This window comes from Schleiferilactobacillus perolens DSM 12744, assembly GCF_001435585.1.
Lineage (GTDB): Bacteria > Bacillota > Bacilli > Lactobacillales > Lactobacillaceae > Schleiferilactobacillus > Schleiferilactobacillus perolens.
On sequence record NZ_AZEC01000010.1, the window covers coordinates 83,940 to 109,036 of the forward strand.

The window sequence follows — 25,097 nt, forward strand, 5'->3', positions numbered from 1 at the left end:
AAAAGGGTTGAACCCATCATACCACAAAGCTTTTTTGTGGAAACCAGCCCCGAGAATTCGGTAGAATAGCGTATACTACAATTAGATTGTTGCAAATGGGGGAAGATTATGAGGATCAGAAGTGTCACCAAACAAAGTTGGTGGATACTGGGTATCACTGCCCTACTCACTGCTTTGTGTTTAGGATACTACGGGTGGGGTGCCCAATATTTAAAATTGAAAGAGACTGAGCCTAGTACAACATTGACGACGACCAGCACGAAGCCGGTGTATACGGAAGCCCAGTTTAAGAAGACGCTGCAAAAATATAAAGCGTTTGACGCCTTTGCTCGGGTCACCACTGTGGAAGATATCGAAGCGGGCAAGTCCTCATTGGGCGGGTACAGTGATTTTCCGATCATGCCCGGGACCAATGCCACACAGTCGATCAGCGTCCAAGATGGCACTGTTGAAATGTGTACGACCATGACACCTCAGGGCGTAGTGGTGGCTGGCAAATATTTAATCACGTCGGCCTATGACCATGACGGCTTCCACAACTCGGTTTTGTATGTCTCGGATGCTAAAACTGGCAAATACATCAAAACCGTCGTTTTAAAGGGCACTCCCCATGTTGGCGGAGTCAGTTATGATCCGCGCAACCAACTTGTGTGGGTCTGCAGCCGCCGCAATAATCAATCCGAATTGGTTTCCATTACGATGAAAGCCATTGAAGGCTATGATCTCAATAAAACGGAAAAGCCGATTGCCTATCATCAACGGGCGTTATTAGGTTCCATCACCCGGGCATCGTTTGTCACATATGATTCGGGCAAGCTCTATGTAGGCTTCTTCAACCCACGCCAAACCGGCAATATTCAACATTATAATTTAAGTAAGACCGGCAAGCTGATCGGGGCTTCTTCTGTCAAGGTGGGCAACAACGTCTTGGAAACTTTATCGAATGCTGTTTTGCGCCAAGATATTTTGACCCAAGTGCAAGGGATGGCCTTTTACAAGAACTACATCATTCTGTCACAATCCTATGGTCCTGGTCGTTCCCGGCTATGGATTTTTGACAACCGCAATCGGACAGTGTATCGGGAAAAGGATGCATTAGCCCGGTTCTATGCACCGTCCCATTTGGAACAAATTTCCACGAACGGCGACACCTTATGGGCCAACTTTGAGTCCTCTGCGCGCGCTTATCGTAAGACCAGTCACGATCATGTCGATCGGTTAGTGCACATGAACTTGAAGACCTTTAAGGCGATTGTGGATGCGGAGCTGGCACAGGAAGGGGACAGCAAGAAATGATGAAAGAACAATCAACGAAACGCCGCTTGTGGCCGTCATTATTCAGTGAAGATCAGCCGATTGCGACGATCAATGAATGGATCAAAGTATTGGCCACGATTTGGCTGATCTATTTACTGTTCAACACCAAGAATCCACTGAGCATTTATTTCACACCATCGGTGACTGAATTTCGGATGCATGGCAGCCTTGGTTTGGATTTGCGCCTGATTGGTGCCGGTTTGCTGTTTCTCGGCTTGGTCCTGGCCAGTGCTTGGTGGGCCTTTGGCAAAGCGGGTATCGTCAAGCTTTTCCCGCGCTGGCGCGTGCGGGATGGGTTCATGACCTTCGGCTACGGGTTACTCACCTGGCTGTTCTTCTTTGTTGGCAACTTCTTTGCTGACTTCGTCCATGCCAAATATTTTGTGAATACGGATAGTGCGCTGGACCTTGGACAATTCGATTCCTGGTCGAATTACTGGGTTGTGACGGCACGGTATGTGCCCATGATGATCGGGCAGATTCTGGCCTTGATTTTAATCTTTTTAGCGTTGTATCAAATTGGGCGGCATATCATTCCACAAACGAGTCGTTTTTTGCGGGGATTAACGACCTTCCTGATTTATGTTGTCGCTGCAGTAGCCTATGCCGGTATTATGACGACGCCGCTCAATCCCAATTTTGCCCAGAATGTGTGGATCAATGGCATGATGGCTATTCCGATGCTGTGGGCTTATCGCCGTACTCGCAACGTGTTCGTGCCAATGATCGGGGTGATTGTCCTGGAGCGGGCGGCGATTGCACTAGTGTTGCTTTTTTCCATGTAGTCCGTTGCACAATGGCGAACAAAACGAGATACTAGAATTAGTGTAAAGGATTGGAGGGAATACCTTGGCAGAGAAGACAACAGGGACGAATAGCGGGGTGGCCACCACCTTGGCTGTGGTGAATGCCAAAATGGAGCAGATCAGCCCCTATTTTGACCACGCCAAAACCCGCTTGCAGCAGGTGACCAAAGAATACTTGCGGGCCATCTATGAGTCCTTGGATACCCTCCAACTCGAACAAGGTCGCGTACAACAAGCCATCAGCAAATTGCAGAATGAGTTGCAGGGACAGCAGCAGGTAGTCGCAGATATTCAGGCCCAGTCCATGGATCCCCAATTGTGGCCGCGCCAACGGCAAGCTTTGCAGGATAGAATTGACGCCTTAACACGGCAGATCACAAGTCAACAAGCGGAAGAAAGCCGTTTGCAGACCCAACGAGATACTGCAAGAAATACGCTGCAGGGGGCCCAGAATAAGCAAAATATTCTGCGGGCGAGTTTGCATCGCCAGGAGGAGGCAGTTCGCCAAGAGACGGATCTCACGAAGATCACGGCGATGCTGACGGCCCAAGCGGATAAGGCGGCGGATATGAACCGGCAGATTGCTGCATTGGAAGATCAGCGCATCATTGCGCAAAGTACAGTGGATAATCTCACAGCGCAGTTGACGAAAGCCAACAACGACCTCAGTGCCGAGATCAACCAGCGCGGGCAGCTCGTGGAACAGGCCAAGCAGTTGAGTGCCAAGATCAATGCGGCCCGGCCCATCCAGGAGCAGCTGCATCATGCCCAAGAAAAAGCTGCTAAGATTCAGGATCAAATCGACCAATGGCAGGCAGATCAGACTAAACTCACCGCCGCGGGAACACGACTGCAGCAACAAATCAAAAACGTGGAGCAGCAGCTGACCACTGGCTTGTTGACGATGGCCGAAATGGCCCGGGCGGTGGTCATGCAGCAGCCGGTCAGGGTGAGTCAATCCAGTGCGCCAGTGGCCAGTGAAATTCAGCGGCCGCCGGCGCCTGCAACGGGACCTGTGCCCCAAGCGGATGTGCATGTGCCAGCGATTAACCTGCCGACTCAGCGGCCGTACTTATTTGTATTGCCCCAATTGCCGACAAAACTGGAACCAGTCCTGCTGAAGTATTTGGCAGCCCTATTCCGCTTTTTAAGTCAGCACGGTCTCACCGTGCGCGTATTGGTCATGGATTTTTCACCTCAGTTCACCGAAGACTTACGCCATTTTGTGGCGGAAATCGGCGATATCCCCAACCTGCAATTTGCTTCATTTTTTGCCACGTTGCAGAATGTCGGTCAAGCCAAGCCCTTTACGATGAAGGAACTTCCTGTTTCGGTACCGCTCAAAAAGGCCAAGGATGGGGCGGATATGGTATCGGGCAAAGACAAACAGGTGGGGGACTACCGTGCGTTGTATCGTCCAGATGGCTCTTTGAACTGGATCGGTTACGCCGTGGATGACACCCACTATTTATACGATTATTACGCCCCGCAGCACACACCCTGGTACACCCAAATCATCGTGCATCGGCGAGACGTCAGTGAAGTCACTTACTATCGGCAGGATCGTTCACCGGTATTGAAAGTGACTCACAGTCAAAGCACCGCGCCGGTGACGACCTTCTTTAATGGCAAAACTCAGGAATGGCCGTCATTGGCCGCCTTTCAAGCGGACTGGCTGGCGCATGACCAGATTGCCCAGACATCTACGGTGGTCGCGATGGGTGATGATCCATTGTGTGCCAGCGTGGTCCAAGGTCCGCTACAGGAAAACGTCATTCCATTGCTCGGAGATCGTACCTTGACCGATCCGCAATTGGCAGAAAAGGTCAGCGGGGTCCATTGGCTGCTGGCCCCGGATACGAGTGATATTGCGACGTTACAACAGTTGGTAGGCTGGTCAATTCCCGTGGTGACGATGGATATGTTGACGAGTGCTGATGATTTAACAAAGGAGCATGAAGATTGATGGATGCGCATAAGGATTTGCAGACGATTACAGGTACAGTGGATCAGTTGACGCAGCAACGCCAAACGGCCGCCCGGCGAATGGATACACAAACCAGTCAGTGGCAAAGATTAGCCGATCAGTTTGAGCAGGATTTGCAAAAGGTGGCCGAGGGCATCAAGCTGCAATTGGCTCGGTTGGATAAGCTGGCAGAGGAAAACCAAGACGCCTTGACAGCGAACGCCAAGGATGCCGCCGCGGACCAGCAGGCCATTGACGATCCGCCGGATTTTGACGGCCAAGTCGCCGATTTGCAAAACCAGATTGAAGCCATGAATCGCGACACGATTCCTGCTTATCAACAGGAATTACAGCCTTTGTTGACGACTCAGCAAGAACAGCGCCACACCCTGACCGGTTTACAATCCCAATTACAAGACATTGTGGCGCAAGAAAACCATATTGCCATCAAGATTCGCAAGGCCAAGAGTTTGCATGATATGATCGCGGTCACAAATGAAGAGCAGGGTAATATTGATGCCTTGCGCGGTCAACGGGAAGACTTGACTAGTCAGATTAAAGATGTTCAACAAACCTTAACAGACGGCCAACGGGATATTGACCAGGTGAACCATAAAATTGAAGACGCTAAGAAACAAATGACCACTTGGGATACGCAGAGCCGCCAGTTGCAGGAGGCCAAACGGCGCCAGCCTAGTCAAGTGGCTCGTTTCCAGCAGCATATTCAGGAACTGGCAGCTCAGGCAGCAGGACTGCAGAAAATGAGCGATCAAATCAGTGCTGCCCGGGATAAGACTCAGGATGCGGCGAATACGGTCAGTGAACAATTGACAGATCTCCAGCCGCTGCTTACCGCATTGAATGATATTGTGGGGACACAGACGGTGGCTGAGGCCCAAAATTCGGCGGCCGACAGTAGTGCACCGACGCCAGCACCCCCTGCAGCAGGCCCAGTGGCCTTGATCTTACCGCTCTTGCCCAAGAATGCCGCCCATGTCGCTGCTCTGCAGGGCGTGATGCAAAAATTAGTAACTGACGGCACGCAGAGTGTTCATTTATACACCACGGGTTACGAGGAAGAGGACATGGCGGCGCTGCAACAATTACTGGGTGAAGATCGTCCTGCCCAGTTGGCTTGGACGAATATGTACACGGCGTTACGGCAGACCCAGCAACCGGCTGCCCAAGCGCGGTTGAATGTGCAACCGGATTGGGTGACCCGGGCGACGCCGGATAATCAAACAGTAGAATACTTAACACCGGCGAACAAGCTGGCTGCTCGGGTGCAGTATCGGCAAAACGGTAAGATTCGGTCTGTCACGTACTTCAATCTACCTGGCGGTGCGCAACGCCGTGATTTCTGGGATCCCGATGGCCGGGTGGCAGTTACCCAATCCGTTAACACCCAAACCGGCCGGGTGACCAACGAAAATTTCTATCGGGTAGATGGTTCCGTCGTGTTGATCAAGGAGTATCAAAACAACCAGGAGCAAATTCATGTATTGGCGGAAGATCGGCACGTGCTGCAGGAGTTTACCAGTGATGATGCACTGGCTGCGTGGTGGTTAAGCCAGGCTGTTCCCCAGGGCAGTATATTGGTGGCCCCAGCCAATCCGCATTTGCTGCTGAATAAGTCATTGCAGGAGCGGACGGATTTACAGGTGGTACCGATTCTGACGCCGGAGAGTACCCCGCAAATTTGGGCGGAACTGCTGGGCGGCGAAATCCCGCTGGAGACGGCGTATGTCAGTGATCCAAACTTGCAGCAGGCAGCAGAGGAGACGCTGCCAAGTGTGCATGTGGAGACATTAACTGATTGAACGTAAATTAAAAGACGATGTGTTTTTTCTCGCGCATCGTCTTTTTTTGGGTTGCTTATTTGCTAGCCGGTTCTTTTTCGTCAATCTTGGCGATTTGCAACCATTGTTTCCATACGTTTTCCGGTGAGAACTTCTTGGCTGCTTCATAGGCACCGTTGCTTAGTTTCTGGTGCAAGAACGGATCTTTGAAGATTTTGATGATTTCAGCAGCCATGCTGTCCACATCACCATCCTTGAAGAGATAACCGCTCTCGCCGTTGTTAATGATTTCGTTGGGTCCGTAGTGAATATCGAAGGCCATAATCGGTAGGCCATTGCTTTCGGCTTCGAGCATGGTCAAAGGCAACCCTTCACTGCGACTGGTGGAGATGGCCAGAACGCTTTCGTCATAGACTTTTTGGATATCGTGCGTGTACTGGAAGAAGTGGACACTGCCGATCATGTCCAACTGCTTAACGGTATTATTTAGCACAATACCGCTGCGCTGGTCGGTCACGAAACCATACACGTCCAGGATGACATCGGGTATTTCTTCTTTCACTTTGGCGGCGACTTGAACAGCCAGATCCAGTCGCTTTTCTGGTGAGATCCGGGCGACCGCCAGCAAGTGGTGTTGACGCGGGCGACTCGCAATAGAAATGGGAGTCGGAGTGGTTGTCGTCCCACCGGGGATGACAACGATATTGATATCCTTGCCGAAGCGATTTTGAATGTCGGCCTTCTGATGTTCTGTCAAAGCAATGATACCGCTGAACTTGCGTGGATTGGTCAGGACGTACTGGTAGTTGAAATTCAAGTCAGGATCGTTCAAGTTAGAGGGATCATTGACATGGACGTTGTGAATGTAAACGTAACGGCGCGCTGGGGTAGTCATCTTCGCCAGAGCAGGAGTATTTTCATAGCGATCGCTGATAATGAGGCTGTCCCCGCCAGCGATAGTGTTGATTTCGTCCAAGAAGAAGGTTTTCAGCCCGTCATTATTCATGAAGATCCGTTGCTCATCCTTGTATTTCAAAAAAATAGACTGAGTCACACCACTGCTTTTCAAGCGCCAATTAATGATTTCTTCCCCAGTATGGGAAAAGAAATGTTGTTCCTTCAACTTACCATCGCTGGTCATGATGTTGTCCTGACTGAGAAAACCGCGATCGTCATAGATTTCACTGTGAATAACGCGGTTATCAATGGTGCCGTAAACGATCGAACTGATTTGACCGTCGTTGACATCTTCCCGAATCAACATTTGTTGATTACCGTTAACCACTTTCCAGCCATGAATTTTGATTTTATCATTGTCCGTTTCTTCTCCCAGATCAGTAATTTCGCCGTCTTGTTTGGCTAACCAGGCCTTGGCCGGATTTTCCTGTATGGGCACAGAAAGATTTCCTAGGAAATAATCGAACATGTTCAAACTGGTTTCGTCGGACAACCCGTTTTCGGCGAAGTTGCGATGGAAACGGGAATAATAATTCGTTGTGACCACTTTTGCCGGGACACCGTGATCCAGAAACAGATTCAATCTTTTCATTTCAGAGTGCTCAATACCGGAGCTTTGTTCGCCAACAGTATTGGTGACAAAATAATTCATTTTTCGTTTCCCCCTATTTAATATTAGTTTGTCGGAACGGATTCAATACCGAGAGAGCGCAGCCACTCTAAGGATAATGGCAGCCAGTGAGCCACATGTGGTAAATCTGTCCCTGGTCGCCAAGCAGTGAGGACATTACTCAAGGCCAAACCGTGGGGGCCTTCTGAGAAGGTGTGCAATTCATATGGCACCTTTGCTTTAGCCAAGGCAGCCGCGTAATTCAGTGAATGGAACACAGGAATGACATTGTCCGCCGCAGTCCCCCAAATAAAGGTGGGACTTGCTTGTGTCACATTGTGCGCGCGTGCATCTGTACTGGCGATGTTGTCCGTTAATTGAATCAGCGGAATCTTGTCTCGCGGTGGAAACTGATCGTCCAACCGAGTGACGGGATATCCCAAGATGACGGCCTTTGGGCTCACTGGTGCCGGAATGCCTGACCTCTCTGCAAAGTCCGTTTCAGAATGCATCGTGTCATATAGGCTGACTACTTGACCACCCACGGAGAAACCGGCGATGACCATTTGCTCTGGATTCACTGCCCACGCATGTTGGTGATCGCGAATCGCTGCGAGTGCCTGACCGAGGTCATAGACTGGTTGCGGCAGCAAGGGTTTCGTTTCACCAATGAAGTGGTATCTTAAATAGAAGGCTTGAAAACCACGGGCAAAAAAAGCTAGCGCCAAATCTTCTGCCTGATGTTCCGGAATGTGGGTATAAGACCCGCCCGAGACAATCATTATGACGGGGTAGGTCGTGCGCCCAATTTCCTCGTTTGGGGTATGGAGATAACCTTGCGCGTAAGCAGGGCCGTTCAGATCAATTTTGACTTGTTCCACGTCGTCCGCTCCTTTTAATCAATAGTTAACACTTCTATTGTAGCGCACCGACAGACTTGTTTGGAGGGTAACAAATGGCAATCCAATTGCGCCGGTTCCAAGATAAAGATGCGGCAGACTTGTTTGAATGGGGTCAACGGATTCACACAGATGCCACTGTGGACTTTTATACCGTGCAAAATTTAGCAGATGCGATGTATCGGGTACATGTGTTTGCGCAAGATCCCCATATTCGCGCCATCGTGTCAAAGGACCATGTCATCGGCTACCTGGAACTCACACCACGACCAGCCGATTATTGGGAGATCGGCCTCATTATTGATCCTGACCAACGAAAGCAAGGGGTGGGTCAGCGGGTAGTGCGATCTTTAATGGAAAGAAAGTTGAAATTAGCGGCGGTGGTCGACAGTCGAAACTTGATTGCCCAGGCCTTTTTCAAAAATGTGGGATTCCAAATTCACGATCAAATACCTGCGTGGGTACAACAAGATCCCGCAACCGTGCGATTTTTCATTTGGAAATGACTTTGTAAATGGCGGGTGCTTTCTGAAACTATGGTATACTATTCACGGAGTATTTTGTTCTTCGGAGAGGAAGGAACGACCGTGAATACAGCATTATTATCCAAGGTGCTGAGTGCCCGCATTCAAGAGATTCGGAAAGATTCTCAATTACATGTCCTCACCCAATTGGATGAACCATCTGGCAATGAGCCCCGGGTCACCCATTATGTCGCCTATACGGATTTCAGCGCAGATCAGCAGCAGAAACAAACGGCGTCAATCTACGTATTTACACCATATAAGAATCTGGACAATCACAACCGAGCCATCATTGAATACCAGACCCAATTGATGTTCAATTACAATCCTTGGCAAAAGACAATGCATATCATTGTACTAGAAACACTTGGTGCGGCGTCTAGTCTGGCTTTTTTTGATTACCAAAATCATGGATTGGCCACAGTCGCCTTAAAGGGCTTAATTGGGCTGGCCCGGCGTAATGGCTACACCCATATTGATGGGGTGGTATCGTCATTCGATGGGGTGGATGACTTGTTGCGGATCAGTGACCTATTCCAGAAAGTCGGATTTTCTGTGCAAACAAACCCGTCAAATCCCCATGTAGGCGAGTATTCTTATGCCCTAACGAAGTAATCTTCGATAAAAATTCACATTTTACAAGAATTATTATCAAAACATGATGCCAGTCCTCCCCTCCCGGTTGATATTATAGAGTCACAAGGAATTCAAATACTTCTTTGGGGGAGGGCAGAATGTTGATGAGAAGACAAAGTTCGAATCAACGGCCTTACTGGAAGAAGATATTGTTCTTTGCTGCACTGTTTCTATTTCTTGTCGGCACCGTGATTGGCATATCACGTGCCTCCGCGTTGGCGGCAAGCGATGCTGATAGTGGAAGTGAGGTAAAAACAGCGCAACCAGTTGCCAGTTCAAGATCTGGGGTAACTGGGAAGAACCCGAAGACATCTGATGCTCAGGTTAAGATCATGAGTAATGACAATGGCAAGCCTGGTGAAGAGGGCGGCCAGTCAAATGATAACCAAGGCAAAGGTGAAGCGGGCACGACTCAGCCCATGGTTAATGTTGGTAATTACAATGCCAAGTTTCCACAAACTAATGAAGTCCCTGATCCTTATCACTTCCAAATCATTGGAGGAGTTGGATTAGTGGTCTTGGCAGCAATTGGATACACTGTTTCTATCAAGCGTCGCACTGAATCATAATTTGAAACAATTGTTTGTCAAAATTGACAACACAGGCGTTTTAGAACAGTATGATGAAAGTGTGAAGTTGGTTCACAATATCTTATTTCAGGTTGCTTGAAGAGAGCAACGAAAATATTTGGGAGGAATAATATCATGAAGTTTACTAAGTCAAGTTTACTTAGTTCTTTAGCTGCTGCAGGTATGGTATTGGGTGCCGTTGCACCTGTAATTGCTAATGCGGCTACTGGTAACAGCGCTGTTGAAAGTGCAGCTGCTTATAAGAATAGCATGCTCACACAAGACAATGAAGGTAATGTATCAGTTACTTCAGCCAGTGCCAATTTGTTGCAAAACAAACGTAACCAAGATGGCGATAAGGTTACTGGATATGCACCTGGTTATGTCGCTGGTTCTGGTGCTAATGCTTCTTCTGGTACTGCAGTTGGTACATCTGATGCTGTAGTTAAGATTATTGAAGGGTACCTTACTTTGGATGCAGTTCCTGATTTCAACTTTGGTACTGTAGTGCCAGGTGCTAAGGCAGCACTGCAAAACTTTAGCGGTGCTATTTCTGATGATGGTAACGACCAGGGTGATTTACAGATCACTGATAGTCGTTCAACGTCTGCTGCAACTTATTCAGCAGCGCCATTTCCTGCTACTGATACTGATGTTACTAATGCAGTTTCTGGTAGTAATCTCAGTGCTGAACAAAAAGCTCAGATCACTGATACTGTTGCCAAAGCAATTGCTAATAAGACGTTAACCCTTACTGCTGACAAGACTGCGATTGCACCTAAGGCTAGTCAAGATCCTGATATTGCTGGCTTGACAGATGATCAATTTGCTGCTGTTGTTGCCTTTGCTAAAGATACAGGTCGTGCGACTTTGTCTTCATCTTCTAAAGATGGCAAGGGGTATACTTTGAGCGTTGCATTAGGTGACTTCAAACAATTGAATGCCGCTGGTAATGCTCGTACCAGTGTAGATGCTGGTAGTGGGTTCTCATTGATTCTGCCTGATTTGACAAAGGTAACTGGTGTCGTTGATAAGGATGCTGCTAATAGCTTTTCATTCACTGGTACTACTGGTACTGCTGCTGATAATAATGGTGGTGTAACTGCTTCTGATACCGGTTCTGCAATGCAAATTGCACAAGCCACTAGCGGTGCATCATTTGGTACTGCGGCTGTTCACTTTGCCAAAGCTGGTGCCAAGGAAGGCGTTGGCTTGAAGGTCGGCGCCAATGTATCACAAGGTGCTTGGGACGCTCCTGTTTATTGGATCTTAAACGCAGCAGCTCCTCAGGCTTAATAACAAGTCAATTAAACTTACAGGTATCGCATATGTTTTGCGGTACCTGTTTTTTTGTGGGAATATTCTACTAACTATTTGTATATACTTAATTCTGAATAAAAATTACACAATTTGCTTACAAAAGCATTCCTATATTCGGTTTTTTACGGTATGATTTAATTAGACGAAAAAGTAGGGAGTGGCCTTTTTTGAAATTCTTAAAGAAATTAAGTCAATTAGTTATCCCAGCTGTCTTGGCTCTTATCACTTGCTGCGTGTTGTTATTGTTCATGGGGCAACAAGCACATGCGGTTGGGGCGGGATTTAGCATTTCTCCTGTTTATCCCGATAATCAGGTTGGCGGTGATAATGGTGCTTTTAACATCATTGCTAAACCAGGCACACGTCAGGAACTTGGGCTTAAACTGGTAAACAAGGAAAATAAGGATCGTATTATTCAAGTAAAGCTGAACACGTCCTTCACCGACAGTGATGGCAGTATTCAATATACACAACCCAAATCACAAATCGCCAAGGATAACACAATCAAGTATTACGTTAGCGATTTTGTTCCTAAGCCACAAGTGCAAAATGTTAAGATTAATGCACAATCCACTGGTTATGTCATGTTCAATTTAGACATTCCTAGTTCTGGCTGGCAGGGATATCTGCTTGGTGGTTTTATTGCGATTCCGATGAATGAGGATACTACCACCACTGAGCAAAAGGGGACATTATTGCATCAGCGCTTTGGATTAACTGTCCCTCTGGCAATGCGTACAGATGCTAATTATAGTTCCACTATTAAATTACGGCTTAATACCATTCGTCCCAAAATGCTGCCGATGAACACGCTTGGTATTGCTGTGAATGTTCAGAATACGCGGCCAACATATACGCAGAATGATTTGAATATTAATGCCACGGTTACCCGCAAGGGGTCCAAGAAGGTTCTTCACTCTGCCAAAGTCACCAAGACATCATTTGCGCCCAATTCGAATTACGATTTTGGTATTAGCTGGCAGGGCAAGCCGTTAGAGCCTGGCAAATATCATCTATCATGGAAGTCTAACATTGGTGGTGTTCAAAACTGGAACTTTGAACGTGATTTTACAATCAGTAATGCCGATGCACAGCGATTGAATAATCAAGCCGGTTTCAAACCCAATTATCTTTGGCTCTGGATCATTTTAGCGATTCTGTTGATCGTGTTGATCATTGTAATTGCATACTACTATGGACGAAAGAAGAACAAGCAAAACAACAATCCAACACGTTCTACTCGGTCTTAATTTCTTAGTCACTACGAGGGCTCTTTGCGATAATGCAGAGAGCTTTTTATTTGTTGCAACAAGGGTGCTGTCTGGTATCATTAAGTGGAAGACGACAAAGGGGTGCAAGTTGATGTTGATACGAAAAAAGAGTGTGTTGAGTAGCGTTTTAATTGCTTTAATTGTGGTGATTTGTGCGCTTTTAGGGCCGACTCCTTTTCGTCAAAACGTTTCTGCAGATATTTCTAGTGTGTCTGTTACCCCGATGATTGAAGGATCAGATGTTACGGATCGGTTTCAATTAATCGTCAAACCGGGACAAACACGAAAAATCACAGTTTCATTCACTAACTTCGGCTCTTCACCAATTACGCTAGCGGTTGTCCCTAGAAACGCTGCGACATCAGGTGAAGGTAAAATTGTTTATAGCCGGGATGTCAGTGCTGGTGATAGTAAATTACGGTATGCTTTCAAAGATATCACTAAACGTAAATATGTGAAGATGGATCCACAACAGACCAAAGATGTCACGTTTACGCTAAAGATTCCTCAAGAGAAGTTTATCGGCTTGCTGATGGGTGGACTTTATATCTATGATCAGCAGCAGGGGGAAGCTGCGGGTACTGTGGCTGTTCCTGTTTGGTTAACAGAAACCAATCGCGCAGTGGGTGGCAGCTTGGTGCTGACGGGAATTGAAACTGATGCAATTAACCAGCAACCCTATGTTTTTGTGAATTTGGCCAATACGCAACCAGGAATTATGAAAAACGTTGTGGTTTACATGAAAATTCAGCGCAAGGGGATTCTAGAATGGATGAATTTGGGACTGAAGCCGATGACGGCAGATTTGAACTACGATAATGTTGCGCCCAATTCAATAATGCCAGTTGGTTTCAATCAGAAACAGACGCCTATTAAGGCTGGAAAGTACGTCGTTGATGGGACCGCTAAGACTGGTAAGACCAAATGGAAATTTGGCGGCACCTTTAATATTTCCAAAGCACAGGCAGACAAAGTGAATAAAGCGTCCAAAAACCTAATTTATGATTACACATGGGCGTATTTGTTGGGCATCCTTGCTCTCTTTATTTTGATTATTATTGTCGTGTTGTTCATTCACCGTTCTCTCCGGTACAAACCGCGCCACTTAGCAACTCGTACAGCGACACGACAAAGAAGACAGAAGCAGGCACCGAACAGAAAAAAGGGCCGCTGATATGAAAAAGCGAAAACTAATTGGATGGCTCCTATTGGTTGGAGCACTGTGCTTTGTGTTTGGTGGTACAAAAGCCTTTGCGGCAGAGAGTAACACATCGGCTGCAAAGGCTGATAAGGCGTACGCCATCCGTGCATTACTACCCAACAATCAAATTGATCCACAAGTGAATTACTGGGTATTACAGTTGAATCCTGATCAGAGACAACAATTGGACACGCAGATAGTGAATACTGGACGCAAGCCCATTACGGTCAACGTTCAAGCAAACGATGGTATCACGGCCGATAATGCCAAAATCGTCTATGATCAAAAAAGTGCGCAGTTATATCCTCGAACGACGATTGGTTTTTCTTCACTAGTGGTTGGTAAAAGGGCACAAGATGTCACAGTTGAGCCTGGACATGAGAAGACGGTAACGTTTACGATCAAAGCGCCTCCTGAGGCGTACCAGGGAATTATTCTCGGTGGTATTCGAACCGTTGCCAAGGTGAGCGATGCGGCTAAGGGAAACATTACTCTTCATCAACAAGTCGAATATAATCTGAGTGTGGTGTTACAAGGACAGGATGCGAATGTGACGCCAAAATTGTCTTTTGGGTCGCAAGTGACCCCGGGTGTCCTTGCTAATAAGATGGTCCTACGTGTCCCAACCATCAATGCGTATCAAATCAACATTAGCGGCATCCAAACGGATGTCAAAGTGATTAATCGCGGGACAAAGAAATCTGTTGTCAAAAACACTCAGTACGGGCAGAGTATTGCTCCTAATTCGCGTTTCGACTGGACATTTCCCGTTAAGAAATTAACAGCAGGCGATTATCAGCTTCAATTAACCGTGTTTGGTCGTAATTTGAAAAAGCAAGAAATCACCCGTAATTTCTCCATTTCAAATACATTGGTCCGTCGCGTAGCAGCCTATGATCAAAAGCCGGCACAACTCAACATGGGCGCAATTATTATGCTAGTTGTACTGACTATCGTACTATTGGTGACTGCGTGGGTGCTAATTTACTTCTATGCTGTGGATAAGGGCAGGAACAAACGTCTGTCTTGGGAGAAAAAGCGAAAACAACACAAATAGAGAAAACTATTTGTGGTTTTTGGATACGCAAGCGGTTGAATTTCGGATAAGATGAGGGTAAGGAAGTGATTCGGAATGAAGAAAAATCGTTGGGGATTCCTCAATATTTGTGTTGCTGCGATCATTGCAGCTGGGGGAGCGGTTTTGGCAACAAATTCTACACAAGCGGATACTGATACGGGCAGTGGTACGGCGACTGTGACATTCACTGGTGGCAGTCAGATCATGCAGGTGCCTAACTTCGATTTTGGGAAAGACAATCAACCCAATGGAGTTGGCCTCTTTAGTTTAATCGGTACAGCTGGTTCCGGAGTGGGATCCGATCCAACTTTCAACAATACTGTTCGTGCGTTAACAGTTCGTGTGCCCAACCAATCTGCTGCGTCCACTGCTGAAGATGGGTGGTCAGTGAGCGCTCAACACCAACCAGATCAGTCGGCTAACGCGGCAGATACGACGGCAGCCAACGCTTCTATTGTTTTCAACAGTCCTACCGTTACAGGTACGACCCAAACGGGAGGGGTAACAGTTCTCATTGGTGACGACAATGGTGTGTTTGCGGATACAAAGTGGGCAAGCACGCATCAGGAAACTTGGGTGATTAACACATTGCCAGCTGGTGACCAGCATTACATGGACGGATCGGCGGTAACGAAACCTTCCATTTCTGAAATTAAGTATTCTGGCTTTATTCCGATTGGGTGGCAACCGACGGGGACATACACAGGGATAACTGTGTTCGGTCGTACCACTAATAAGATTGATCCGAGTTTAGTCACCGATGACACACACACAAATCCATATTATCGGTTGAACTTTCCATTTAAAAACTCCGCTCAAATTTATGTACCTTTGAAGTCACAAATAGCTAACTTCAACAAAGTGTTGACTGGTAATCTTGTGTGGACTTTGAGTAAGGGCGCACCAGCATATGGTTGGCCAGATGGCACTTCAGGATCGTAATTAATTGGACAGATTGGTGGGAAAGCATGTGCGTCGATGGCAAGTGGTAGCCAGTTTATTATTGACAACAGTCATTTTGTTCTTCACTAATGGTGTATCGACTGTTCAGGCTGATACACCTTCTTTTGACGTGCAGGCAGTTCTACCGAAAAACCAAGTGACAAAGGGAATTGAATTCTTCGATATCCGTGTGGCACCTAATCAAAAGCAGGAACTGCAAGTCAATCTGGCCAATTTAAGTAAGCAGGATAACGTCGTTCATATCAGTGCAACTGCGCCGATTACTGATCTTACTGGAGCTGTCAGTTATACGCAACCAGGGGTAAAGCCAGATCCATCTGCTCGGTATTCGATTGGTGAACTGTTTGAAGGCCCATCGTCAATTAATTTGGCTCCTCGGGAGACAACGACAATCTCTCTAAGGCTGAAAACACCAGTTAAACCCTTTGACGGATTAATTATCGGCTCGTTTATCTTCAGTTCAAGCAGTAAGCCCAGCGTACAAGACGACACAAAATCACACAAGATAAAAAACGATATTCGAGTCGCCATTCCGGTGGGTTTACGCAGCACAAAACCATCTTCCAAAACTGTGGTCCCCAACTTGGATTTGGGCGATCCTAGGATAGTCACTAGTCCATTCGGTGGTGGTGCGATCCAGACACGGGTTAGAAATATTGAGCCTGCATTCAGTGGCAAAGTCACCGGTACCATTGATGTGCACGACAGAGATGATTCCACCAATAGCTTCCGACGGAAACAGTCCACTTTTGGTATCGCCCCAAATTCGTATTTTGAGATGTTTACATCTTGGGGCAGCGGTACAGTTCAACCAGGACACTACATCCTGAATTACCGGTTTAGTGCAGGTGAGAGGAACTGGGAGTTTACGCGTCAGCTCATTGTTTCGTCTGAACAGGCTTCTCGCGTAAATCAAACTCAGCCTGCTGCTCAGAACAATCAGAGCTGGTGGATTATCGGTTTTATTTTGACAACGCTACTGTTTATTTCCATCAGTGTATTGGTTTGGTATCGCGGCAAACGCAGGGGACAGAAAATGGCTCGCTAGTTAGGAACTCAGAGTCATTTCTTAGTAAGTTTTCTTGTAAAAGATGCGCTATGTGGGTCAAATAATCCGGTAAAATGAAAGTGTAGTAGTAGATGAGCCTCTGGGAGGATAACGATCATGAGAATCAGTAGATTTTTAGGGAGAGTTTCGATGGCAGTGCTTGCGCTATCGGCGATGCCGTTGAACAGTGTTTTTGCTGCAGATTCCCCTGCATTGCCGGCAGGCACACCAAACTCGTATAATGCCACAGATAATACTGATAAAGTAAAGGACAATTCTGGCATATCGGATTTTGGTGTTGGCTTCAAACCAGGTGTTCTGACGTTGGATCAGGTACCAAACTTTGATTTCGGTATTCATAGTCTCGGCGAAGCTGGGACGATTGATTTGCCACCAGCAGTTGGTGTTAAAACGGCGACTGGTTTTAAAGCATTTCCGATGCTCGGTGATGCGTCTACTTCGGCCAATGCTTCTGGTTCACGAAGCTTAATTGTCACTGATCAGACGGGTAGTACGAGTGGTTGGAACGTGAGTGTCAAAGTATCCGAGGCGTTAACTCGGACTTTCAATGTGGCCGCTGACGGCACAGCCACGAGTGCCAGTGGAGCAGAAGTGGTGCCCTTGACTTCAGCACTGTTGGCATTTAATGTGGTCGGTTCAAGTGATAATAAAAATTCCAATTCTGGCAGTGCCTATATGGGTACATATGCAAATGGTGCCTTCACCCCATATGCTGGCGATGAAGCTTACAGTCCTAACTTAATTGTTGGTGAGGGTGTGATTGCCAATCCTGGCATTCAAACTGCTGTCACGTTGGATGCCGGTGTTGCTGGTGATGCGCAGACGCTGCTCAAAGTCCCGGGGAAGACTCAAACGGTTTCGCCAGGTTCTTATCAGCTTGATTTTACAAAAGCCAATTCGGCACTATTGTATGTTGCTCCGAGTAAACAACAACAAGGGATTTTTAAGGGCGAGTTAACTTGGACCTTGCAACAAAATCCTGTAAATTAGTTGTTTACTTTGAATGGACATGGAGTGGTTTTGGGTGAGTCAAAAAATAGGTGGTCGGTTTTCTAAACTAATCTGCTGGAGCTGGACGGTCCTTTTACTAAGTGGGTTGTTTCTCCACATCAATAGCACGCAGGTGCATGCTGCTGATGTGAAGGGTGCGAAGTTCAGCGTTAATTTGATTTACCCGCAACAACAAAGTGATCATAGCAGTCCAGGGTTCAATGTTCTGCTGTCACCGAACGAAACCATGGATTTGGGATTTGAATTACACAATAAGAGTAGTAAGTCACAAGAGGTTGTTATCAGGCGACCAATGCAACAACTTCTGCTGAAGGTGAGATTGATTATCAAGACGAGGCGCAGATAGACAGCAGTTTAAGATTTCCTTTCACGGAGATGGGGGCACGCACACAGAAGGTTACGTTGCCACCAAACAAAACAGTGAAGATCGTTCAGCGCGTGAAAATGATTGGGGCGCCGTTTGATGGTGTTGTGTTGGGTGGCTATACTTTATCTTCCGCAGAGAGCACACTTGCTCAGGCAAAAAAAAGCGGTAAGTTGCCAAAGAAAACGGGTTTCGTCAATAATTTTGCCTACTCTGTCGGCGTGTTAATTATCGCGGGTCATTCAGAACAGGTTCAGCCGGATTTTAGATTACGAAAAGTTGGGCCGCGGGTCGTGAATGCACAATCTGCCTTACTGTATCAATTGCAGAACTTTCAACCAATGTATATTCAAAATCGTGGGTTAAAGGTGACTGGTCAAATGACGCCACGAGGGTCCTCGAAGATTATTATTTCGAATTCTCTAGCAATGAGTTTTGCACCAAACTCAACTGCCAGTATTCTGATGAAGTTCGGTTCTCAGCAGGTACCAGCCGGTAAGTTTACATTACACGTTGTGGCAAAATCAGATGGTCGTACTTGGCAGTTTAAACGTGATTTTTCTATCAGCAATGCAGAGGCTAACCGCTTGAATAAGAGTAATGCTTCGGTTAAGCAGAGCTTGTTATGGTTGTGGATTCTCATTGGTCTGTTTATTCTACTCGTTGCCACTATTCTAGTCGTCTGGTTGTATCGCCGCGCGGTGAAACGTGGTCGATTGGAAGCACGGAGAGCATCTTGGAAAAAGAATTGATTTCGAATTTCAGGGAGGGGAGGTATGCTTATGAAGAAGTCGTGGGCAAGATTACTTAGTATCAGTGCATTAGCATTACTTGCTTTTCCGATGGCTGTTGAGACATCCACTATTCAGGCGGATGATTCACCGACTTATAAGGTAGGTGAGCCGTTATTTGGTGACAATTACGCTACCGTAGTTGGATCGGCTGTTGATGATGCAAATCCAAATGTGAGTGGTGGTAGTGTATTAGGTGTTGGCTTTGTTCCCGGACCGCTGACGCTTAATCAGGTGCCGATATTCGATTTTGGGATCCATCAGTTGGGTAGTTCGTCAAAGTATTCGTTGCAGGAAATAACGAGTGCGGATAACTTACCAGCAATGTTACCAGATAACCATGGCGGTGATGATACTGCTAAGGGTGGTAATCGTTCTCTAGTGGTGACAGATACTCGGCAAGCACAAGGTAGTGCGGATGGATACACAGTGTCGTTGACATTCGGTCCACTCATCAAGGTCGAATCCACCACTTCCGTTGATGCTGATGGTAATGCTATCATTACTCCGAATATCGTAGATGGGAACTTTGTGCCAGATCCGAGTGGCGCTAAAATTACTGACGCACACTTGGAATTTTCGAATGCTAAAGTCTCTGACGGCGCCGACTGGAATACTTTTCTGGCTGGCAGTGCGGATACAAAGTATTTTAGTGGTGGTACTGGTATTTATCCGGCGTTTTACAACGCCGCCGACTTTGATGCCCGTAAACCCATTACGACGAGTGATAACCGACTAAAAGATGATACAAAAGCATCATTTCAGATGGGACAGAACATCTCTCAGGATGGTAATGGAATTGACATCTTTGGCGCGTCAAAAACCGAAGGATACGCTACTTGGGCTTATGACTTTACAAATTCGACTTCAGCGTATTTAGCAATGCCTACCCAAAATGGCGGGATCTGGGTGGCTACGCTGACCTGGACGTTAACAAGTGATCCGGCGACCCTGCCTAATGGCTAATCGAGTAATTTAGAAAGGTGGTTTACATCAGTGCGACAGCGAATGTTTGATTCGATTGCTTTTCGCCGACGCGCATTGATCGTAGCCATCTTTTTTTGTGCGGTGATCAGTGTATTAATGACTGATATTTGTGTCACTCGTGCGGTAGTGCCGGATATTGGTTTTCGTGTCCAGGCAATCCCACCAGCAAATCAGATTAATCAAACGGCTCCTTGGTTTCAGGTCAATTTAAAATCTGGACAGAAACAGAAATTGACGATGCAAATCACCAATACGACCGACAAGGACATTACCGTGTACTGCACACCTACAATTGCTCAAACGAATAGGATTGGACAAATTCAGTATGATGTCTTAACGGATAAGCGGGACAGTACATTACAAATGGACTTTTCAAAAATTGGACCGCAAAAAGTAAAATTTGTAGTGCCGGGGAAAAAGACGATCGCCATTGATCAGAATATCCAAGTGCCGGATACGAAAATGAACGGTGTTTTATACGGTGCATTCACCTTCGTTTCACCGGACATCAACAAACGGCAACAGGAGAGTGCGAAGGGTGATGTGAGCCTGCAAAACCAATTTCATCTCACCATCCCGGCCGTCATCAACGTTAATGACTATCAGCTGGCATCCCCAGACCTACATTTAGAACGCGTCACCCCCGTTTCCTTCGAAGCCCAACCCGCCGTCCGCGCCCGCATCCACAACATCGCCCCGCAAGTTATTGCTGGCCGCCAAATGGTCTGTGACGCGCGCGTTTACTTCCGTGGCAGCAAGAAAGTCCTTTTCCGCAACAAAACCACCCAGATGAACTTTGCACCTAATTCGGTCATTGACTACCCTATCTCCTGGGGAGACAGCCGCATGCAGCCGGGGGAGTATACCCTGCGCGCGAAAGTCACCACTGGCGGCGGGGCTGGTCCATCATGGAACATGGTCCGCAACTTTACAATCAGTGGTGACCAAGCTCGCAAGCTTAATGGCCAATTGACGTCGCGACCGGATTATTCGTGGCTGATTATCTTCCTGGTGTTGGCTGCAGTTCTCTTAATTATCACCATCGTGGCTTGGGCATATCGTACTGGAAAGCACAGCTCGAATAAACGGACATGAAAATAGGCAGTCAATCCAATTGCGGATCGGCTGCCTTTATTAATTGCTACTCGGGATTCCCCGAAGCATTGGCAATGTCGTCGGGTTCTTCTTCGATTTCTCGTTCCTGATCAATGAAGCGACTGGTGTATTGATTCCGTAAGCGGACATACAATTCATAGTACTGCTTAGAGTTTTCGTCGGCGTACCAGACAAAGACCTTGGTCGGATCAAGTTTGATTTCGTCGCCCAATAATACCGGGTTGGCTAAGCTGGTGATAATGACGTCCGCGTCGTTGGGTTCAGCGGTTTCTGGTAATACATGGACGAAACCCAAATCGTGCAGGAAGATCTCCAACACGCGAGAATAAAAGCCGCTGCGTTCGGTGAGCAGATAAACATCCACGTTTTCCTTCGTCTTTACGGCCTGCAGATAGGGTGCGAGCAGCAAGACCAGATTGTGGTGCAGCTCAGAGCGGAATGGCCGCAGCGGGGTAAACTCGGGATTATCCGTCTCCTGATCGAAATACTGGTACATCAGTTTAGACATGGCTGAGTTATCGTCCCGAAGGAAGTAACTTGGTTGAAAATCATCGGCATCGAAGCGATGGCCCTCCATTACCAGCGCAGACACCACTGCCCGGGCAAAGTTGGCGACCAACAAGTGGTTTTCGTTTAAAGACGGTTCATCCTGACGTTGGTAAGGGCGGAGAAAGTTAAAGAATTTGCGGGTAAACTCCCAAGCAATCCCGCCGACTTTTTCGAGATAGAAATATAGTTCTGAAAACGATGAATCAGCCATTTCCCGACTGCTGAGAACGATATGGAAGTAAAACTGGAGAAACAGGTTCTCATTATGCAGTGAATGGCCATCTAACGTTGGGAACATGTCCTGCGTAATCAATTGTGCGGTAAAGTAGTTGTTCCCGGGGAAAATCTTTTCGTAAGTGGTCATCGCGGACATCGGGTAGCCGGTAGCGATGCGCATACGGCAAACGCCGAGGAACATATCCAGCTGCAAAGCAGTGACTGGATCAAACTTACGAGTCGACAAGGCTCGGCGCATTTGGACGACGTCATACATTTTGACGTGGCGAAAGGGCCATTCTTGACCATGGAAGGACACCCAGTAAATCACATTGAGTACGAAGCGAATTTGTTTTTCGTCCCCGCGGAGTTGCAGTGTCGTCGTGGACCAGTTGACACCAAATGACTCAAAGAAATGGCGCAGAGGACCGATCTTCCGTAACAGAGTAGATTTGGAAATAAAGTGTTTGGCACAAAACGCCTCTAAATTGGGGTGTGCAGTCTGGACAGTGTAGTCAAAGACCTGGAATTCAACAGAACGTTTGAGCAAGAAAAGACGATATGCATCCACTGGGATGCCTAAATCGTTACCGTTAATGGTGGCCACGGTATGCGAAATTCGGTGACCGTGGTTGATCTGTTCAATATCTTCCAACAGGGACTGAAAGGTATTGTAAGTTTTGGCGTAGCTCATCTCAAGCAATTGAGCGAGATCGTTAATGGTAAACGAACGGCCTTTTTCCCGATTAATAACTTCCAACATGCGAAATCTTTTTTGTTCGGGCTTGCTAAAGAACAACTTTTCGAATTTGATACAGAGCCCCCCCGTCTAAACTGTCCAGCTGCTGATGCAAGTATATCATTTTTCTCATTATTGGTAAAAATATTTTGTGAAATTTGACATTAGATAACATTTATACAGTTTTTTTGATGGTGGCTAAACACTGTCGTAATGCCCGTTTAGCCGATTCTTTCCCATCTTTTGTCCGCTGAATTCCATTACATGATGGGCACCTGACAATCCCTTCAGAGAAGTATACCTATCGCAGAGGTAAGATACGTAATCCGGCGTTTGTTGCGAAAATTCTATCATTTTGGACGGGTTGTCGGCAACGATATTGTTCCGGGTACATCAGTGTGTTATTCTATTGATGAATAAAGCAAAACGTTGAAGCGCCCATTAATTGCTTGATCAGAGAGATGGCGGCCGGTGCGAGCCATCGAAGCACATTTCCAGCGCGGAGTGGTTGGCGAATAACTGACCGGTGGCTGCCCGATACCGCAGTATTGAGAGCACGCTTTGCGTGAAAATGGGTGGTACCGCGAAAGACCGATTTCGTCCCTTTAGTGGATGAAGTCGGTCTTTTTGTTTTGCTTTGAATAGGAGGAACGCACATATGTTGGACATGAAGTTGATCCGAGAGAAACCGGATTTTATTAAGGAACGGTTGGGTACCCGGGGTATTAAGCCGGAAGAAATTGATGAACTGCTTGGCTTAGATGAACAACGCCGGGAAAAGATCGTCGCATCTGAAAATCTGAAGGCCAAGCGTAACGCTGAGTCGGATGAAATTGCCAAGGTGAAGCGGGCTAAGGGTGATGCCAGTGCCCAAATCAAGGAAATGCGTGAAGTCGGCGGCCAGATCAAACAACTGGATAAAGAATTGGCTGATTTGGAAGAAAAGGTCGAATACATTCTGGTGCGGCTGCCCAACATCCCCAAAGAGGATGTGCCCATTGGCCCCAATGAAGACTACAACAAAGAAGTGCGCAAGTGGGGGGCTTTACCGACGTGGGACTTCAAGCCTAAAGCCCACTGGGACATTGGCGAGGATCTCGGTATCTTGGACTGGGATCGTGCAGCAAAAGTCACCGGCGCGCGGTTTGTCTACTATAAAGGACTGGGAGCCAAGCTGGAACGGGCCATCTACAACTTCATGTTGGATGAGCATGAAAAGGAAGGCTATACAGAAATTATCCCCCCTTACCTGGTCAACAAAGATTCCATGTTTGGGACTGGGCAGTTCCCGAAGTTTACCAAAGATGTGTATACGATCATCGACGAAGATGAACCCTTGACCTTGATTCCTACGGCGGAAGTCCCTTTGACTAATTACTACCGTGGCGAAATTCTGGACGAGAAGCAGCTGCCGGTTTACCTCACCGCGCTAACGCCATGTTTCCGTTCTGAAGCTGGCTCTGCCGGCCGGGACACCCGGGGTCTGATCCGGATGCATCAGTTTAATAAAGTAGAAATGGTGAAGTACACCAAGCCAGAAGATTCTTGGAATGAACTGGAGAAATTGACTAACGATGCGGAAGAGATTTTGCAAAAACTGAAACTGCCATACCATGTGGTGGCGTTGTCCACTGGGGATGCCAGCTTCACGTCGGCTAAAACATACGATCTTGAGGTTTGGATCCCATTCCAGGATACCTACCGAGAAATTTCCAGCTGTTCTAACTGTACAGACTTCCAAGCCCGCCGGGCCCAAATTCGTTATCGGGATGCTAATGGCAAAGTGCATCTGGTGAATACGTTGAACGGTTCTGGCTTAGCAGTTGGCCGGACATTGGCTGCCATTTTGGAAAACTACCAAAATGAAGATGGCAGTGTGACAATTCCGGATGTTTTGGTACCTTATATGCATGGGGTCACCAAGATCACGAAGGAAAATGCCCTGGGCTAAAATATTTTTTTGAAGGGTGTTTTCAAGGCATTTCCGAATGTTTGTAAACAACCTTTTGCGAGAGTTGTGTGTTATTTTTACACACAGCTCTTTTTTTGCGGTTATGAATCCTTTTGTTCGGAAAAAGTACGACATAGGGTCCTGGAAATGGCGAGACGACGCCATTTGGGCGTTGACATCTTTTTTACATCCTGCTATATTATTAATTGCGCCGCAGAGAGGTGTGCTACGGCAGTTTTTCGTTGGAAATCTTATGAAAAACTGTTGTTGACAAGCCTGAGCGTGCGTGATATATTATCTAAGTTGCTTTTGCAACATTGTTACTTTTTACCAAGTGCGATGAGCACGAGTGAATGAAATAGTAGGCCTTTGAAAACTGAACAAAGTT

Annotated in this window: 21 protein-coding genes and 1 pseudogene; 19 read left to right on the top strand and 3 right to left on the bottom strand. The window is 46.9% G+C overall.

The annotated features are described in order from the left end of the window. The first annotated feature begins 108 nt into the window (after positions 1 to 108). The 4 genes from FD09_RS10895 (at position 109) to FD09_RS10910 (ending at position 5,909) form a co-directional block, all read left to right on the top strand. Positions 109 to 1,296, top strand: a complete 1,188-nt coding sequence (locus tag FD09_RS10895; RefSeq protein WP_057821258.1) for a YncE family protein — start codon at positions 109 to 111, stop codon at positions 1,294 to 1,296. Continuing rightward, positions 1,293 to 2,102, top strand: a complete 810-nt coding sequence (locus FD09_RS10900) for a hypothetical protein (protein ID WP_057821260.1) — start codon at positions 1,293 to 1,295, stop codon at positions 2,100 to 2,102. The genes FD09_RS10895 and FD09_RS10900 overlap by 4 nt, the downstream gene beginning before the upstream one ends. A gap of 64 nt (positions 2,103 to 2,166) precedes the next feature. Beyond that, positions 2,167 to 4,089 (top strand): coiled-coil domain-containing protein, encoded by a 1,923-nt coding sequence (locus tag FD09_RS10905; protein ID WP_057821262.1) that lies wholly within the window; start codon positions 2,167 to 2,169, stop codon positions 4,087 to 4,089. After that, on the top strand, positions 4,089 to 5,909 hold the full coding sequence (locus FD09_RS10910; RefSeq protein ID WP_057821264.1) for a hypothetical protein: 1,821 nt from the start codon (positions 4,089 to 4,091) through the stop codon (positions 5,907 to 5,909). The genes FD09_RS10905 and FD09_RS10910 overlap by 1 nt, the downstream gene beginning before the upstream one ends. 55 nt (positions 5,910 to 5,964) lie before the next feature. On the opposite strand, the gene FD09_RS10915 is transcribed toward FD09_RS10910, so the two are convergent. Both FD09_RS10915 and FD09_RS10920 read right to left on the bottom strand, forming a co-directional pair. After that, positions 5,965 to 7,497 (bottom strand): glycosyltransferase, encoded by a 1,533-nt coding sequence (locus FD09_RS10915; protein ID WP_057821265.1) that lies wholly within the window; start codon positions 7,495 to 7,497, stop codon positions 5,965 to 5,967. 23 nt (positions 7,498 to 7,520) lie between these two features. Then, positions 7,521 to 8,336 carry a lp_1002 family arylesterase gene (locus FD09_RS10920; RefSeq protein ID WP_057821268.1) on the bottom strand — a complete coding sequence of 272 codons (816 nt, stop codon included), beginning with the start codon at positions 8,334 to 8,336 and terminating at the stop codon, positions 7,521 to 7,523. Positions 8,337 to 8,410: 74 nt separating this feature from the next. Between FD09_RS10920 and FD09_RS10925 the strand changes: the two genes are divergently transcribed. The 14 genes and pseudogenes from FD09_RS10925 (at position 8,411) to FD09_RS10990 (ending at position 21,233) form a co-directional block, all read left to right on the top strand. Further along, a complete protein-coding gene (locus FD09_RS10925) occupies positions 8,411 to 8,860 on the top strand; it encodes a GNAT family N-acetyltransferase (RefSeq protein ID WP_057821270.1) in 450 nt (149 codons plus the stop codon). An 81-nt stretch (positions 8,861 to 8,941) separates the two neighbouring features. After that, positions 8,942 to 9,493 carry a hypothetical protein gene (locus tag FD09_RS10930; protein ID WP_057821272.1) on the top strand — a complete coding sequence of 184 codons (552 nt, stop codon included), beginning with the start codon at positions 8,942 to 8,944 and terminating at the stop codon, positions 9,491 to 9,493. Positions 9,494 to 9,615: 122 nt separating this feature from the next. Continuing rightward, the gene (locus FD09_RS10935) at positions 9,616 to 10,083 is read left to right on the top strand and encodes a hypothetical protein (protein WP_235812268.1); all 468 of its coding nucleotides are present in this window, start codon (positions 9,616 to 9,618) and stop codon (positions 10,081 to 10,083) included. 135 nt (positions 10,084 to 10,218) lie between these two features. Then, positions 10,219 to 11,379, top strand: a complete 1,161-nt coding sequence (locus FD09_RS10940) for a hypothetical protein (RefSeq protein ID WP_057821276.1) — start codon at positions 10,219 to 10,221, stop codon at positions 11,377 to 11,379. A 272-nt stretch (positions 11,380 to 11,651) separates the two neighbouring features. Beyond that, positions 11,652 to 12,653, top strand: coding sequence for a DUF3324 domain-containing protein (locus FD09_RS10945; protein WP_157053777.1), 1,002 nt, complete (start codon positions 11,652 to 11,654; stop codon positions 12,651 to 12,653). Then, the gene (locus tag FD09_RS10950) at positions 12,598 to 13,848 is read left to right on the top strand and encodes a WxL protein peptidoglycan domain-containing protein (protein ID WP_083487801.1); all 1,251 of its coding nucleotides are present in this window, start codon (positions 12,598 to 12,600) and stop codon (positions 13,846 to 13,848) included. Before FD09_RS10945 ends, FD09_RS10950 begins: the two co-directional genes overlap by 56 nt. Positions 13,849 to 13,903: 55 nt before the next feature. After that, positions 13,904 to 14,932, top strand: a complete 1,029-nt coding sequence (locus FD09_RS10955; protein WP_162261509.1) for a DUF916 domain-containing protein — start codon at positions 13,904 to 13,906, stop codon at positions 14,930 to 14,932. A gap of 75 nt (positions 14,933 to 15,007) precedes the next feature. Next, positions 15,008 to 15,895, top strand: coding sequence for a hypothetical protein (locus FD09_RS10960; protein ID WP_057821283.1), 888 nt, complete (start codon positions 15,008 to 15,010; stop codon positions 15,893 to 15,895). A 76-nt stretch (positions 15,896 to 15,971) separates the two neighbouring features. Continuing rightward, on the top strand, positions 15,972 to 16,964 hold the full coding sequence (locus FD09_RS10965) for a DUF916 domain-containing protein (RefSeq protein WP_235812269.1): 993 nt from the start codon (positions 15,972 to 15,974) through the stop codon (positions 16,962 to 16,964). 150 nt (positions 16,965 to 17,114) lie between these two features. Then, complete coding sequence (locus tag FD09_RS10970) at positions 17,115 to 17,975, top strand: WxL domain-containing protein (protein WP_057821287.1); 861 nt, start codon at positions 17,115 to 17,117, stop codon at positions 17,973 to 17,975. A gap of 315 nt (positions 17,976 to 18,290) precedes the next feature. Then, positions 18,291 to 18,479: pseudogene (locus FD09_RS16940) on the top strand (WxL protein peptidoglycan domain-containing protein); the annotation flags it as partial. Next, positions 18,468 to 19,112, top strand: coding sequence for a DUF3324 domain-containing protein (locus FD09_RS10980; protein WP_268873293.1), 645 nt, complete (start codon positions 18,468 to 18,470; stop codon positions 19,110 to 19,112). The pseudogene FD09_RS16940 and the gene FD09_RS10980, both read left to right, overlap by 12 nt. Before the next feature lie 30 nt (positions 19,113 to 19,142). Continuing rightward, positions 19,143 to 20,117 (top strand): WxL domain-containing protein, encoded by a 975-nt coding sequence (locus tag FD09_RS10985; RefSeq protein WP_057821294.1) that lies wholly within the window; start codon positions 19,143 to 19,145, stop codon positions 20,115 to 20,117. Between the two features lie 30 nt (positions 20,118 to 20,147). After that, positions 20,148 to 21,233 carry a WxLIP family cell surface protein gene (locus tag FD09_RS10990; RefSeq protein WP_162261510.1) on the top strand — a complete coding sequence of 362 codons (1,086 nt, stop codon included), beginning with the start codon at positions 20,148 to 20,150 and terminating at the stop codon, positions 21,231 to 21,233. Positions 21,234 to 21,279: 46 nt separating this feature from the next. On the opposite strand, the gene FD09_RS10995 is transcribed toward FD09_RS10990, so the two are convergent. Next, positions 21,280 to 22,782: a helix-turn-helix domain-containing protein gene (locus FD09_RS10995; protein ID WP_057821299.1), complete on the bottom strand. Its 1,503-nt coding sequence runs from the start codon at positions 22,780 to 22,782 to the stop codon at positions 21,280 to 21,282. A gap of 634 nt (positions 22,783 to 23,416) precedes the next feature. Between FD09_RS10995 and serS the strand changes: the two genes are divergently transcribed. Further along, a complete protein-coding gene (serS, locus tag FD09_RS11000; RefSeq protein ID WP_057821301.1) occupies positions 23,417 to 24,709 on the top strand; it encodes a serine--tRNA ligase in 1,293 nt (430 codons plus the stop codon). Positions 24,710 to 25,097: the final 388 nt, after the last annotated feature.

Coding starts and splice junctions, on each gene's coding strand:
- FD09_RS10895 (WP_057821258.1), top strand. CDS start 109: ATGAGGATCAGAAGTGTCACCAAACAAAGTTGGTGGATACTGGGTATC.
- FD09_RS10900 (WP_057821260.1), top strand. CDS start 1,293: ATGATGAAAGAACAATCAACGAAACGCCGCTTGTGGCCGTCATTATTC.
- FD09_RS10910 (WP_057821264.1), top strand. CDS start 4,089: ATGGATGCGCATAAGGATTTGCAGACGATTACAGGTACAGTGGATCAG.
- FD09_RS10915 (WP_057821265.1), bottom strand. CDS start 7,497: ATGAATTATTTTGTCACCAATACTGTTGGCGAACAAAGCTCCGGTATT.
- FD09_RS10925 (WP_057821270.1), top strand. CDS start 8,411: ATGGCAATCCAATTGCGCCGGTTCCAAGATAAAGATGCGGCAGACTTG.
- FD09_RS10940 (WP_057821276.1), top strand. CDS start 10,219: ATGAAGTTTACTAAGTCAAGTTTACTTAGTTCTTTAGCTGCTGCAGGT.
- FD09_RS10945 (WP_157053777.1), top strand. CDS start 11,652: ATGGGGCAACAAGCACATGCGGTTGGGGCGGGATTTAGCATTTCTCCT.
- FD09_RS10950 (WP_083487801.1), top strand. CDS start 12,598: ATGGACGAAAGAAGAACAAGCAAAACAACAATCCAACACGTTCTACTC.
- FD09_RS10960 (WP_057821283.1), top strand. CDS start 15,008: ATGAAGAAAAATCGTTGGGGATTCCTCAATATTTGTGTTGCTGCGATC.
- FD09_RS10970 (WP_057821287.1), top strand. CDS start 17,115: ATGGCAGTGCTTGCGCTATCGGCGATGCCGTTGAACAGTGTTTTTGCT.
- FD09_RS10985 (WP_057821294.1), top strand. CDS start 19,143: ATGAAGAAGTCGTGGGCAAGATTACTTAGTATCAGTGCATTAGCATTA.
- FD09_RS10995 (WP_057821299.1), bottom strand. CDS start 22,782: ATGTTGGAAGTTATTAATCGGGAAAAAGGCCGTTCGTTTACCATTAAC.
- serS (WP_057821301.1), top strand. CDS start 23,417: ATGTTGGACATGAAGTTGATCCGAGAGAAACCGGATTTTATTAAGGAA.